Origin of the sequence: Acinetobacter sp. V2, from assembly GCF_001188385.1 — a bacterium.
Classification (GTDB): domain Bacteria; phylum Pseudomonadota; class Gammaproteobacteria; order Pseudomonadales; family Moraxellaceae; genus Acinetobacter; species Acinetobacter oleivorans.
Window position 1 is genome coordinate 175,596 of sequence record NZ_JZFB01000002.1, and the last position, 13,337, is coordinate 188,932.

General features: G+C 39.8%; 13 protein-coding genes and 1 tRNA gene. 4 read left to right on the top strand and 10 right to left on the bottom strand.

Translation table 11 applies throughout. The features are described from left to right. The 9 genes from UC75_RS09630 to UC75_RS09670 all read right to left on the bottom strand — a co-directional run. On the bottom strand, positions 1 to 640 hold a 640-nt coding region (locus tag UC75_RS09630), incomplete at its 3' end, for a putative RNA methyltransferase (protein WP_128825243.1). Between the two features lie 2 nt (positions 641 to 642). Further along, on the bottom strand, positions 643 to 975 hold the full coding sequence (locus UC75_RS09635) for a hypothetical protein (RefSeq protein WP_049837449.1): 333 nt from the start codon (positions 973 to 975) through the stop codon (positions 643 to 645). A gap of 59 nt (positions 976 to 1,034) precedes the next feature. Further along, positions 1,035 to 2,153: a phospho-N-acetylmuramoyl-pentapeptide-transferase gene (gene mraY / locus UC75_RS09640; protein ID WP_004789827.1), complete on the bottom strand. Its 1,119-nt coding sequence runs from the start codon at positions 2,151 to 2,153 to the stop codon at positions 1,035 to 1,037. Further along, positions 2,154 to 3,554 (bottom strand): UDP-N-acetylmuramoyl-tripeptide--D-alanyl-D-alanine ligase, encoded by a 1,401-nt coding sequence (locus tag UC75_RS09645; protein ID WP_049837450.1) that lies wholly within the window; start codon positions 3,552 to 3,554, stop codon positions 2,154 to 2,156. Between the two features lie 8 nt (positions 3,555 to 3,562). Next, the gene (locus UC75_RS09650) at positions 3,563 to 5,062 is read right to left on the bottom strand and encodes a UDP-N-acetylmuramoyl-L-alanyl-D-glutamate--2,6-diaminopimelate ligase (protein ID WP_049837451.1); all 1,500 of its coding nucleotides are present in this window, start codon (positions 5,060 to 5,062) and stop codon (positions 3,563 to 3,565) included. Between the two features lie 3 nt (positions 5,063 to 5,065). Further along, on the bottom strand, positions 5,066 to 6,898 hold the full coding sequence (gene ftsI, locus UC75_RS09655; RefSeq protein ID WP_005300944.1) for a penicillin-binding protein PBP3: 1,833 nt from the start codon (positions 6,896 to 6,898) through the stop codon (positions 5,066 to 5,068). 11 nt (positions 6,899 to 6,909) lie between these two features. After that, positions 6,910 to 7,242: a cell division protein FtsL gene (ftsL, locus tag UC75_RS09660; RefSeq protein WP_004789835.1), complete on the bottom strand. Its 333-nt coding sequence runs from the start codon at positions 7,240 to 7,242 to the stop codon at positions 6,910 to 6,912. Then, positions 7,242 to 8,165 carry a 16S rRNA (cytosine(1402)-N(4))-methyltransferase RsmH gene (gene rsmH / locus UC75_RS09665; protein ID WP_049837452.1) on the bottom strand — a complete coding sequence of 308 codons (924 nt, stop codon included), beginning with the start codon at positions 8,163 to 8,165 and terminating at the stop codon, positions 7,242 to 7,244. The genes ftsL and rsmH overlap by 1 nt, the downstream gene beginning before the upstream one ends. 258 nt (positions 8,166 to 8,423) lie before the next feature. Then, positions 8,424 to 9,029 (bottom strand): NAD(P)H-dependent oxidoreductase, encoded by a 606-nt coding sequence (locus UC75_RS09670; protein ID WP_049837453.1) that lies wholly within the window; start codon positions 9,027 to 9,029, stop codon positions 8,424 to 8,426. Positions 9,030 to 9,151: 122 nt separating this feature from the next. Between UC75_RS09670 and UC75_RS09675 the strand changes: the two genes are divergently transcribed. Continuing rightward, complete coding sequence (locus UC75_RS09675; protein WP_049837605.1) at positions 9,152 to 9,751, top strand: TetR/AcrR family transcriptional regulator; 600 nt, start codon at positions 9,152 to 9,154, stop codon at positions 9,749 to 9,751. A gap of 66 nt (positions 9,752 to 9,817) precedes the next feature. On the opposite strand, the gene UC75_RS09680 is transcribed toward UC75_RS09675, so the two are convergent. Continuing rightward, positions 9,818 to 10,816: a sulfate ABC transporter substrate-binding protein gene (locus UC75_RS09680; RefSeq protein ID WP_049837454.1), complete on the bottom strand. Its 999-nt coding sequence runs from the start codon at positions 10,814 to 10,816 to the stop codon at positions 9,818 to 9,820. A 399-nt stretch (positions 10,817 to 11,215) separates the two neighbouring features. Between UC75_RS09680 and UC75_RS09685 the strand changes: the two genes are divergently transcribed. From UC75_RS09685 to UC75_RS09695, 3 genes are all read left to right on the top strand, one after another. Further along, the gene (locus tag UC75_RS09685) at positions 11,216 to 11,515 is read left to right on the top strand and encodes a hypothetical protein (protein ID WP_005300933.1); all 300 of its coding nucleotides are present in this window, start codon (positions 11,216 to 11,218) and stop codon (positions 11,513 to 11,515) included. Between the two features lie 116 nt (positions 11,516 to 11,631). After that, entirely contained in the window at positions 11,632 to 13,140 is a 1,509-nt protein-coding gene (gene gltX / locus UC75_RS09690) for a glutamate--tRNA ligase (protein ID WP_049837455.1), read from the top strand. 57 nt (positions 13,141 to 13,197) lie between these two features. After that, positions 13,198 to 13,273 (top strand) — tRNA-Ala (locus tag UC75_RS09695). The last annotated feature ends 64 nt before the right edge of the window (positions 13,274 to 13,337 follow it).

A 13,337-nucleotide genomic window follows, 5' to 3' on the forward strand; every position in this document is an offset into this window, starting at 1 on the left:
CTTGTTTGAGCTCAAACAAATCTTGCAACTGCTCCACAAACTTCTCTGGTGTATGAGGGTTAACCTGTTCAAATAAAGCTTCACGCATTGCATACAAATGTTCAGATGCAGGAGTGACAACAATTAAATATCCATCATCCTTTAAAACACGAGCAATTTCTGCTTGTGGAATTGGGCTAAACAAACTAGTACATGCATCCATGCTTTGATCAAGCACAGGTAAAGTCGCACCAGTCCCCACAACCCAAGTCACCTCAGTATTGAGCTTTGCTGCACGCTGTACCGCATTTTTTGCAATATCAACACCAACACATTGCTCTACGACTTGCTGCATAGCACTGGTGTAGTAACCTTCACCACACCCGATATCAAGTACGGTTTTTACATCTAATTGTTTTAATAAAGCGACTACAGCATGCTGTAAAGGCTGATAATAACCACCTTGTAAAAAAGCTCTTCGTGCATCGACAGATTCTGGTGTATCTCCAGGGTTCTTACTATGTTTATGTTGCACAACATGTAAGTTCACATAACCTTGTTTAGCGACATCATAACTATGCCCTTGTCCACAACGCCAAGTTTTTTCATTTAAATCGAGAGACTGACGACACACAGGACACATTAAAATTTGCTTAGTCACTTTTAATTATTCTCTTGTTCTTTATGTTGTATATAAGACTTTGCATGCATTCCCACAAATGTACGCCCTGCATTTGTTCCCTTAATCCATTCATCTACCTGGAATAAATCAAATAGCCCCACTTTGACTAAAGTTGGAATAGCAATCTTTAATTCTTCCTCAATCTGGCCTCTTTGGCCTGCATTATATAATTCAATATTATGCAGCATTGTAGCGACAGTTCCTGTTTGCACCTGACTTCCATCTTTAAGCACAACTTGAGGTAATACTTCGCCCTCTCCAACTACTTTCTGATTAATTACAGATAATTGGTCTAGACCAGCAACTTTTGTCATTCATCTCTCCAATAAAAAAAGCCAGTAGAACTGGCTTTATATTGACACTAAAATAAGATCTATCGCAATTTTAAAGTCATTAGACCTAAAACTACTAATATAATTGTAATAATCCAAAAACGAATCACAACTTGGGTTTCTTTCCAACCCTGCTTTTCATAATGATGATGTAGCGGTGCCATTAAGAACACGCGTTTATTACGCATCCGCAGCGACCCAATTTGCAAGAATACAGAAACTGCCTCCATTACAAACACACCACCCATAATCGCAAATACGATTTCTTGGCGTACCATAACAGCAATTGTTCCAAGCATCGCACCTAAAGCTAAAGCGCCAACATCACCCATAAAGATTTGAGCAGGGTGTGCGTTATACCAAAGAAATGCCAAGCCCGCACCAATCATCGCAGAGCAGATTACAACAAGCTCAGAGGTATATTTCACATATGGAATATGCAAATAGTTAGCAAAACGAATATCACCTGACAAGTAAGCAAATACGCCTAAGCCCGTAGCTACCATTACAACAGGCATGATTGCCAAACCATCTAAACCATCAGTTAAGTTAACGGCGTTAGAGGCACCATTAATAACCAGATAGGTAAATACAATAAATGCCAAGCCTAAAGGAACCATAGAGAGTGGAATTGAAAGATTCTTAAAGAATGGAATCAATAAATCCAGCATGTTTGCAGTATGTTCAGCATTCGACTGTTGGGTTGCAATTAAATATAAAGCAATACCAGCCCCAAGCGATGCAACAGAAGTCCAGAAAAACTTCTTACGGGCAGGTAAACCAGCATTGTCTTTATAGCGGATTTTAATCCAGTCATCTGCCCAACCCACAGCGCCGAACACAACCATTACACCAAGCACAATCCAAACATAAGGGTTAGATAAATCAGCCCAGAGTAAAGTACTAATACCAATTGAAAGCAGAATTAAAATCCCGCCCATGGTTGGTGTACCCATCTTTTTAGCATGATTTTCAGGAGCAAATGAACTTACTGCCTGACCGTATTTTAACGCTTGTAATTTACGAATCATGATCGGTCCGAGGACCAAACCAATGGTCAGTGAAGTTAATACACTGAGTAAAGAACGTAATGTTAAATAACGAACGACCTGAAACGAACTGTGATAGCCCGCAAGTTGTTCAAACAACCATAACAGCATTTAAAGTTTCTCCATCAAATCAGCCATCAACGTTTCCATATGAGTAAAGCGAGAACCTTTAAACAGGAAACTCATGGACTGTGGTTGATGTGTTTGGATTAGATTGATTAGAAATGGAAGCGCCTCAGCTTGTGTCTGAAATGCTTTCACTTTATTGGAATGAGAGTCTGCACCCTCGAGAGCGGCTGGAGCAAACTGCCCAACTGCAATAATATGATCTAAAGGAAGTTCAGCAAGATCACGACCTAAATCGTGGTGTTCTTGCCAACTGCTATCACCTAACTCACCAATATCCCCCATGACCATCACTTTTATGCCTTGTTGCTGCAACAACACTTGTGCAGCAGCGCGCATAGAAGTCGGATTGGCATTATAGGTATCATCAATAAATAAGTAAGGTGACTTTTGAATAAAGTTAAGACGACCTTTAGCTCCCTGAGCTTGCTCCAAGCCTTGGACAATATCTTCTAGTCCAATACCAATTGCTAAAGCAAAGGCTACAGCTGCGGTTGCATTCTGAACATTATGCTCACCTGCAAAAGGGAGTTTAACGGCACTGACGCCTTGCGGCGTATGTAGCGTAAAATTTGTTGATTGAGGTAATAATTCAATATCTGTTGCATACACATCGCCACCTACACCAAATGTAGAAATACGATGCGCTTTTGCGGCGTCAAGAATCTCAGCAGTGAAATCATCTTGTTGCGGTACGATTGCAACGCCATTTGGCAAAATATGACGATAAATTTCCGATTTAGCTCGGCAAATACCTTCACGTCCACCAAATTCGCCCAGATGAGCTGTACCAATATTTAAAATGCCTACAACATGGGGCTGAACTAATTTAGAAGTATAGTCAATTTCACCTTGATGGCTTGCACCCAACTCCATCACCGCATATTGATGTTCCTTGCGAAGCTCTAGCAGCATCATGGGTACACCAAGATCATTATTTAAATTACCACGGGTGATTAATGTCGGAGCTAAGCGCGATAATATACTTCCCAACATTTCTTTAGTTGTGGTTTTACCGCTACTGCCTGTTAAAGCAATCACTTTTAATTGTGTATTTTGCTCACGGCGATAAGCGCCGAGTTGCCCCAAAGCCAAGCGAGTATCGGCAACAACTAACTGTGCAATTTCTACATCTAAAGGACGTTCAACAATGGCAATTTGACAACCATTCGCAGCAACCTGAGTTACAAAGTCGTGTGCATCAAAACGCTCACCTTTTAGTGCTAAAAAGGCATCCCCAGTTTCCGCATGACGAGAGTCCGTCAAAATACGTTTAATTTCAGTTTGAGGGATCTGGTCTTTATGCCAATAGCCCTGCGTTGCCTGTTGTAATTGTTGAGCTGTCCACGGTTCCAAAGGCACGGTACTGGTGGTTGAAGTATGCATAAATAATCCTATTGTGCAGGGTAAGCAGCGTCTACAGTATGGTGTTGCGCAGCAATTGCTGATTGTACTTCGACAACATCATCAAACCAGTGGCGCACACCATTAATTTCTTGATAATTTTCATGACCTTTACCAGCAATAACCACAATATCACCAGCTTGAGCTTGCTGTGCAACAAATTTAATTGCTTCACGGCGATCATGAATTTCCTGCATGCGATGCCCAGAGAAATTAATTCCTTGCTTCATATCAGCAAAAATTTGTTCAGGGTCTTCAGTTCTTGGATTATCCGAAGTCAGAATAATCGGATTCGCTCCATCCAAAGCTGCTTGAGTCATGAGTGGGCGTTTACCACGATCACGATCTCCGCCACACCCAAATACGGCCCAAAGCTGATTAGATACATGACGTTTTAAAGTTTTAAGCACCTGAATTAAAGCATCAGGTGTGTGTGCATAATCCACAACAAATAAACGTTCGCCATCACGAATGACCTGCATTCGTCCCGGTGCACCAATGAGCTTAGGAATAAAAGCGACTAAAGCCTCTAAATCAAAACCTGCTTGCTCAGCAGCAATAAGTGCTGCAATCAGATTTTCAACATTGAAATGTCCCAATAATGGACTTTGAACAGCAAAAGAACCTTGCGAGCTGACTAAATTAAAAGTCGCCCCTGCCAAACTGTAACTTAAGTCAGTAATATAATAATCAGCTGTATTTTGAGTAAGTGAATACGTCAGAATCTTTGGCTGAGCAGGATTTTGTTTTGCCGCATTTATCATAAGAGCAGCATATTCATCATCAAGATTAATAACAGCTACTTTTAAAGAGTTAAAACGGAACAAGAGAGCCTTTGCTTCTGCGTAAGCCTCTAAAGTGCCATGATAATCCAGATGATCACGACTCAAATTACTATAAACAGCAATTTCAATCGAACAACCATTTAAACGACCTTGCTCTAAACCATGTGAGCTTGCTTCCAAAGAAGCGAAAGTCGCACCTTGTTTAGCATAATCATGCAATGCATTTTGTAGTTGTAAAGCATCGAGTGTAGTATGAGTTGATGGTGTCAGATCAGGCAAAATACCATTACCAGTTGTGCCCATCACCGCACAGCGCTGTTGTTGTGAACTAATTAATTCAGCAACTAAACGTGAAATTGTCGTTTTACCATTTGTGCCTGTTACTGCAACAATACGTGCTGGTGTACCAGGGTCAATATGTTGCAAATAACGCTCTTGCCATTCGCCCATGCGCTGACGTACATCAGGGCATACCCATTCATTTGCCACACCCAGCTCAGTCTCGCTAATGATCGCAAGTGCGCCATTGGCTAGCGCTGACTCAGCAAAAGCACGTGTTTTTTCAGGTTGGCTATAACTAGTCAAAGCAATAAAAATTTGGCCTGATTCAACCTTACGGCTGTCTAGACTAAAGCCATGGAAAGGCTGCTGAGACCACTGTGCATTAATCTCGACTGGATTAATTTCTTGAAAAGAAACAGACATAGCTTACCTGCGAATAGGATTTACTGAAGTATCAAGGGGCTTATCAAGCGGCACATTCATTAAACGTAATGATTCTTGCATAATGCGTGCAAAAACAGGGGCCGCAACCAAACCACCGTAATAACGGCCTTGTGGGTTTTCAACAACGACTATAACGGCTAAACGTGGGTCACTAATTGGCGCAACACCTGCAAATAAAGCACGGTATTCATTATTTGAATAACCTTTACGGTCTGCACGAAGTTTATGAGCCGTACCTGTTTTACCACCAACGCGATAACCTGGAATATTAGCTTGCTTTGCCGTACCACCAGGCATCGTAACCTGCTCTAGCATAAGCAAAACCTGATCAGCAATTTTTGGAGCAAGAACTTGCTCACCTTTAGGTGCTTGATCGAGTTTATGCAAGCTTAGAGGCATTTTTACGCCATGATTTGCAAGCATTGCATAGCCTTGCGCCAACTGAAGAATAGTTGCGTTTAGGCCATAACCATAAGCCATGGTACCAATTTGAGAAGAGTTCAATTTACTTACTGGAAGCACTAAACCTGAACTTTCCCCCGGAAACTTCACAGCCGAGCGTTTACCAAAACCGGCACGATTAAAGAAGCTTGGTAGTGTTTCTTTTGGAAGTGACAATGCAATTTTTGCAGAACCCACGTTTGAAGATTTGATAATGACGCCACTAACAGTTAAAGCACCATAGTTGTGGGTATCACGAATCGTATGCCAACCTAAACGCATTGAACCCGGAGAGGTATTTACAATCGTGTTAGGCGTATATTGCCCAGTTTCTAATGCAGAAGAAATTGTAAATGGCTTCATGGTTGAACCCGGTTCGAACATATCAATCGCACCGCGGTTACGCATGGCATCTTTATTAGACAAACCATTTTTATCATTCGGGTTATATGACGGCCAACTGGTCATTGCCAGAATTTCACCGGTCTTAACATCTACAGCAATTGCCGTTGCCGAACGGGCATTATTTGCAACACCAGCTGCGGTCAGCTCTCGATACATAATGTATTGCAAACGAGAGTCGATACTTAAAGTGATATTTTCGCCTGGCTCACCCTCACGGATAACCTCTGAAACTTTTAAGCGGTTTCCGCGCTTATCACGAATAATTTTTTGCTCACCATCCACACCTGACAGCTGTTTATTGAGCTGCATTTCCAAGCCTTCAATCCCTTGGCCTTCACTGTTGGTTAAACCAATAATCTGGGCATTTGGCTGTGGTTGAGGATAATAACGCTTATAGGTTTTCTCGGCATACACGCCTTGAAAGTTACCTTTCGTAATAAGGTCTGCCTGTTGTGGCGGTATTTCTTTTTTCAAAACCAGATAACGAGAACGCGGTCGTGCATTCATCTGCTTTTTAAGATCGGCACGGTCTAAACCAACGACATCCGCCAACTCATCAAGATTCAAGTTTTTATCGGGTAATTGTCGTTTTAATTTACGATTGTTCGGATCTTTCTTTAATTCCGCTGTAATTTGGTCATATAAATGCTTTGTATCGAAATAATCACGCGGATCCATTACGATTTTCATGATCGGTGTACTAATTGCCAAAGGCACACCATGGCGGTCACTAATCACGCCACGCATAGCTTCCACACGCTCAGTACGCAAAATATTGGCATTGGCCTTGTTTTGTAAAAAATCCTTATTAATTACCTGTACATAAAATGCACGTGCAATTAAAACAACAAAACAGAGTAACACTACTGCCCAGAGCAGATAAAACCGCCACATATCAAAGGCAAGAGTTGGTTTTTCCGAAATAGACTGCTGTTTTTTCCGTGTTTGTTTTGTTCGCTTATCTACCATACAGCAAGGCCTTACTTATTTTGCTCTGAGGTCATTGGTAAAGAAATTACCACCGTTTCTGCAGCCGGTGGAGAAAACATCCGTAGCTGAGTTACAGCACGTGTACCAATCTGTGCCGTTGCACCAAAGGTTTGTTGCTCAATGAGCAAACGCCCCCATTCAGCATTGAGATCATCACGTTCACGCATATAAGAGCTAAGCTCTCTATAATCATGACGATATTCAAATACTTGAAATACCACCATCATGGCACTTATAAAAACAAGTGCCACCAAGACTGTATACACCACAACTTTTTTCACCACTTTGTTTTCTGTGGTTGCGATTTCATCACTGCTTTTCATTACGCGCCTTTTTCTTCCAAGCGTTCAGCAACCCGAAGCCATGCACTACGTGATCGAGGGTTCGCTTTTACTTCTTCTTCACTCGCACGAACCCGTGAAATTTTCTTTAATCTTCTTGTATCTACCCGCTGTGCTGGCATTCCCCAGCCGAAATCTTCTGCTAACGTAGATTCTTTTTGAATAAACTGCTTAATCAGTCGGTCTTCAAGAGAATGGAAACTAATAACAGACAAACGTCCTTCCGGTTTGAGTAAGTCTACAGCTTGCGGCAAAAACACTTCAATATCTTCGAGCTCTTTATTAATAGCAATACGAATAGCCTGAAATGTACGTGTCGCTGGATGTTTATGTTTTTCCCATTTTGGATGAGCTGTTTTTACAAGTTCCGCCAATTGAGCAGTTGTATCTAGTTTTCCAGCATTTTTAATGGCTTTAGCAATACGTCGACTATAACGCTCTTCACCATATTGATAAATAATATTTGCTAATTGTTCTTCTTCAATTTCAAGTAACCACTCGGCCGCAGTTAAACCCTTAGAATTATCCATTCGCATATCCAACGGACCATCTTGCATGAAACTAAAACCACGTTCTGCCTGATCAAGTTGAGGAGATGACACTCCCAGATCAGCCATAATGCCATCAACACTCATCACGCCAATTTCCTGCATCTTCTCTTTGATATCAGCAAAACTTGCATGAATGATCGTAAATCTTGGATCTTCTTGTGCCAAAGCAGCAGCAACTTCAAGTGCTTGAGGGTCTTTATCAAATGCATACACTCGTGCATTTTCATCAAGTTTAGAGAGCAATAAACGTGTATGCCCACCTCTTCCGAAGGTTGCATCGATATACACCCCTGTTGTGCGATCTGCCAATAAGCTCTCAACGGTCTCAAAAAGTAAGACAGAAATATGCGACATAGGTGTTAAATCATTGCGTAAAAATGTAACTGCACATTATCACCTTGTTTAGGACCAACGCCAAACGGCTTTTTGTAGGAAAATATTAATTTTTCATAGATAAAACCGTTTTGTTAGCACTTTTTAAGCAAAATAAGAAAGTAAGAATAATTTTCTAGAGTTAAATACGAATTAATAAAACTTTTTTATTAAATTCTTTATTTAAAAAATTCTCTTTTCCTTTACGCTTATTTTGTTAAAAACTCCTGCCGATTTACCTTAGGACGAGATGAACTGGCAATCTTTTTCGGCATATTTACCGATTTGATTTAACCATTTTTGCCGTTGGTCTGAACTTGCGCCCCGCACTGTTCCAACATAATTAACTTTGACTTTACTAACCCCACAAAATTGCAAAGTCGCTTTTTTAAGTTGTCGAGTACTTGGCTCACCATAGTACCAACGATAAAACCAACCCGGCTGATCTAAAGTCGTAATCAGTCTTGCTGTTTTTGACAGTAAATGACCAATAACACGATTGCTATTTTCTCGGTAACTAAAGACAAGATTCGGTAAAAAGAGTCGATCAATAAAACCTTTAGCGATGGCTGGAAGCCCTCCCCACCACACCGGAAAGAACCATACCAAATGATCGGCAGCCTGAATTTTTTCCAGCGCATTCATTAAATCAGGTTCCAATTCCATTCGTTTCTCATAACCATATTTTAAATTAGGTTCAAAACCCAACTTGGCAATTTCTATTAGATCTACGTGAATACCTAATGTTTTTGCCTGCTCTACATAGTTGTGAGCCAATGCATGATTAAAACTAGTATCGGATGGATGACCATTGATAACTACAATACGTTTAGAGACTTGAGACATATAGCGCCTTTATTGTCGCACAATCAGATATCAGTTGATATCTGAAATAAATAAGTAGCAAAAATATCTCATAAAAATTAAGATATCAAGTGATATCGCAATTATTATTTTATCTGGCTCTTATGACTCTTTCTCGCAATGAAAAACAGATACAAACTCGACAACATCTCATTGACGCTGGGTTTGCTCTCATTTCTGAATTTGGTTATAACGCGGTATCTATCAGGAATCTTTCCAAACAGGCAGGCTATACTCAAGGTGCCTTTTATTCGAATTTCAACAATAAAGAAGAGTTTTTACTTGAGCTAATGCAGCTTCAATTCGCTAAAGAAAATTTACAATTACAAGAAATCTTTACCAGTGCCCCTTCAAATACGGAGCAACTCATTGATTCATTACGTCAATGGCTGAACGCTTTTTTTACAAACGATGAATGGCTTAAAATATCAATAGAATTACAGCTATTCGCTGCACGTGATATTACCTTCGCTGAGGAGTATCAAAAGGTTTGGAAAACCCATCAGCAAGAAGTAACGAAGATTATGAAGCAATTCTTTTCTTTAACAGAGATAACTGAACCTGATGACTATGATTCTATTGTTATAGAGCTCGTATCATTAAGTTATGGGCTAGCTTTACAATATATGATTTTCAAAGATGATATAGACCACTACATTAATATCTTCATCAACACCTTAGTAAAAAGATTAGGTAATTTTTAAATTAATCTAAAAAATACAAAGAACCGCTTAGTTATTAAATAAGCGGCTCTAAAAAAACTTAATTAATTATTGCTTCCCATCGTAAATTTGATCGAAGACAGCCCCATTTGCAAAGTGATTTTTTTGAGCTTTAGCCCAGCCACCAAAAACATCATTAATTGTAAATAATTTAATTTTTGGGAATTGTGCGGCATATTTAGCAGCCACTTGTGCATTGCGTGGTCGGAAATAATGTTTAGCCGCCAACTCTTGCCCTAATGGTGAATATAAGAAGTTCAAATAGCCTTTTGCTAATGTTCGATTGCCATCTTTATCTACGGTTTTATCTACAATTGCGACAGAAGGCTCTGCCAAAATTGAAATTGATGGGTAAACGATTTCATATTTATCTTTATCAGGTCCTTTAGTCGCCAATAAAGCTTCGTTTTCCCATGATAATAAAACGTCACCAATTCCACGCTCAGCAAATGTTGTTAGCGAACCACGTGCTCCCGAATCAAGTACTTTTACATTGTGATAAAGTTTTTTAACTAACTCACGAGCCTTGGCATCATTTCCACCTAGTTGCTTTAAAGCATAACCCCATGCCGACAAATAGATCCAACGCGGTGCGCCCCCTGTTTTAGGATTAGGGGTGATAATTTCCACACCTGGTTTTGTTAAGTCATTCCAGTCACGTATATTTTTTGGATTACCTTTTCGCACGAGGAATACAACAGTCGAAGTATAAGGTGCAGAATTATTCGGAAATTCTTTTTGCCAATTCGGTTGGATAAAGCCTGCTTTCACAATCTCATCAATATCATTCGCTAGCGCTAACGTTACAACATCGGCTTCAAGACCCGTAGCTACTGCCCGTGCTTGTTTACCAGACCCACCATGCGACTGTTTAAACTCAACATCCTGACCTGTACGCTGTTTCCAGAACTTCCCAAAAGCCTGATTATATTCTTGATAAAATTCTCGGGTCGGATCATAAGAAACATTTAAAAAAGAAGTAGCGGCCTGAGCTGCTGTTGCCATTCCCAAGTACACCGCTACAGCCATTATTGATATTTTTTTCATTTACAAAATCCATCATTGGTTTTAGTTTTACTATATTTTTAATTTTATAATTTACAATCAATTACTTATATTAATATATTTTTTATTAATCTCTTTAAAATATATAGCTTAAGATGCCTAAATCATTTCATTTTTGAAATTTTTTGTAATTATTCTTACAACTTAATGAGGGCCTTCACTTTATCTACACATTAATTTGTTAAATAATGAAGCGTAAAGGATACATATGGCCTACATTGGGGTCGACCAGATTAAAATATAGATATTTTTTGTAAAAAGTGTGACACAGTTCCACTTTTTTATTAAGATTTATGTTTAAATCGTAGCATTACCGTAATTTTACATTTCGTTAAACTCAAAAAATAGTTGAAATGTAATGAACAGAGGGGATGATTAATAATGAAAATTCATTATGGAAAAGCGTTAAGCTTAAGTTTGGTGCTGGGTTTAGCATCACAATTTTCTGCAGCAGCAGTACTTAAAGATACCCCAAATAAGACTGGGTCAGATAAGCAGACTTCGCTTATTGAAAAAGCTTTAGATCAACAGAAACGTAATCCTATTGTATTACCTTCTTCAGATGATGAACTTAAAGTACTTAATACTATTCGCGTTACACCGACTCAAAATTTTCTTGCCGCACAACACGAACGTTTTTCACGTTTTGTTCAGGCAATCTTCCAACCGCATGCTTCTTAAAATCTGAACCCCCCCCTCTCCGTTTCAGTTTTAGCCCAGACTGACGTTAAATAAAACGTCAGAATACTGGGCTTTTTCGTTATAATAGTTTCAATTTTTATTTTGACCCATTACCTATGAAAGTTCGTACTCGTATTGCACCTTCTCCTACCGGTTTTCCTCATGTCGGCACTGCCTACATCGCTTTATTTAACATGTGTTTTGCGAAACAACATGGCGGAGAATTCATTTTAAGAATTGAAGATACAGACCAACTTCGCTCTACACCAGAATCTGAAAAAATGATTTTGGATTCATTGCGTTGGTTAGGCCTAAATTGGTCTGAAGGTCCAGATGTAGGTGGTCCTCATGCACCGTATCGCCAATCTGAACGTATGGGAATTTATAAGCAATACGCATTAGAACTTGTTGAAAAAGGTCATGCTTTTTATTGTTTCGCTACTGCTGAAGAACTAGACCAGATGCGTGCTGAACAACAAGCACGCGGTGAAACACCAAAATATGACGGTCGCGGGTTAAAACTTTCTCAAGAAGAAGTAACTCGTCGCTTAGAAGCTGGTGAACCCCACGTCATCCGTATGAGAGTACCTGAAGAAGGTATTTGTAAATTTAATGACTTATTACGCGGGGAAGTTGAAATTCCTTGGGCGCAAGTCGACATGCAAGTTCTTCTTAAAAATGATGGCTTACCGACTTATCATTTAGCGAATGTTGTAGATGACCATTTAATGGAAATCACTCATGTATTACGTGGTGAAGAATGGCTTCCATCTGCACCGAAGCATCAGTTGCTTTACCAATATTTTGGTTGGGAAATGCCGACACTTTGTCACATGCCATTATTGCGTAACCCAGATAAATCAAAATTATCTAAACGTAAGAACCCAACATCAATTAACTATTACCGCGATATCGGCGTTTTACCAGAAGCCTTATTAAACTATTTAGGCCGTATGGGCTGGTCAATGCCAGATGAGAGTGAAGTGTTTACGCTACAAGACATGATGGATAGCTTTGATATTCAACGTGTTTCATTAGGTGGACCAATTTTTGATGTTGAAAAACTGAATTGGTTAAATGGTCAATGGATCAAAGGTTTAACACCTGGCCAATTATTAGACCGTTTATTAACATGGAAAAGTGATCGCAGCACTTTAGAAGATATTGCAGCTGCCATTCAACCGCGTATTAATTTACTTTCAGAAGCTGTGAATTGGGCTGGTTTCTATTTTAACCATATGCCACAAATTACCGCTGAAATGTTTGAAAGCAAAAAATTGACTCAAGAACAGGTTCGTCAAAGTCTGCAATTTGCAATTTGGCGTCTTGAAGGCCAGTTTACTTGGAATAATGACACTGTTAGCCAAACCCTAATGGATCTTGCGAACCAGATGGAGATTAAATTACGCGATTTCATGCCAGCGTTCTTTATCGCAATTGCAGGTTCAACTAGTTCAACACCTGTAATGCAGTCGATGGTGACCCTTGGGCCTGATTTAACTTTTGCTCGTTTACGCCGTGCCTTAGAAGTTGTGGGTGGACCAAGCAAAAAAGAAGTTAAAAATTGGGAAAAACTCAATGAGAGCCTAAAATTGCCTAAAAATGAAGCAACTAGCGAAGCTTAATTCATTTTTTTGTTGACGTGTGAGCGCATCCCCCCTAATATTGCGCTCACACAAACTGGGGTCATAGCTCAGTTGGTAGAGCGCTACAATGGCATTGTAGAGGTCAGCGGTTCGATCCCGCTTGACTCCACCACGCTCCTTTGTGTTTGCCTCATCAAGTCCCTATCGTCTAGAGGCCTAGGACATCGCCCTTTCAC

Coding starts and splice junctions, on each gene's coding strand:
- UC75_RS09635 (WP_049837449.1), bottom strand. CDS start 975: ATGACAAAAGTTGCTGGTCTAGACCAATTATCTGTAATTAATCAGAAA.
- mraY (WP_004789827.1), bottom strand. CDS start 2,153: ATGCTGTTATGGTTGTTTGAACAACTTGCGGGCTATCACAGTTCGTTT.
- UC75_RS09645 (WP_049837450.1), bottom strand. CDS start 3,554: ATGCATACTTCAACCACCAGTACCGTGCCTTTGGAACCGTGGACAGCT.
- UC75_RS09650 (WP_049837451.1), bottom strand. CDS start 5,062: ATGTCTGTTTCTTTTCAAGAAATTAATCCAGTCGAGATTAATGCACAG.
- ftsI (WP_005300944.1), bottom strand. CDS start 6,898: ATGGTAGATAAGCGAACAAAACAAACACGGAAAAAACAGCAGTCTATT.
- ftsL (WP_004789835.1), bottom strand. CDS start 7,242: ATGAAAAGCAGTGATGAAATCGCAACCACAGAAAACAAAGTGGTGAAA.
- rsmH (WP_049837452.1), bottom strand. CDS start 8,165: ATGTCGCATATTTCTGTCTTACTTTTTGAGACCGTTGAGAGCTTATTG.
- UC75_RS09670 (WP_049837453.1), bottom strand. CDS start 9,029: ATGTCTCAAGTCTCTAAACGTATTGTAGTTATCAATGGTCATCCATCC.
- UC75_RS09675 (WP_049837605.1), top strand. CDS start 9,152: ATGACTCTTTCTCGCAATGAAAAACAGATACAAACTCGACAACATCTC.
- UC75_RS09680 (WP_049837454.1), bottom strand. CDS start 10,816: ATGAAAAAAATATCAATAATGGCTGTAGCGGTGTACTTGGGAATGGCA.
- UC75_RS09685 (WP_005300933.1), top strand. CDS start 11,216: ATGAAAATTCATTATGGAAAAGCGTTAAGCTTAAGTTTGGTGCTGGGT.
- gltX (WP_049837455.1), top strand. CDS start 11,632: ATGAAAGTTCGTACTCGTATTGCACCTTCTCCTACCGGTTTTCCTCAT.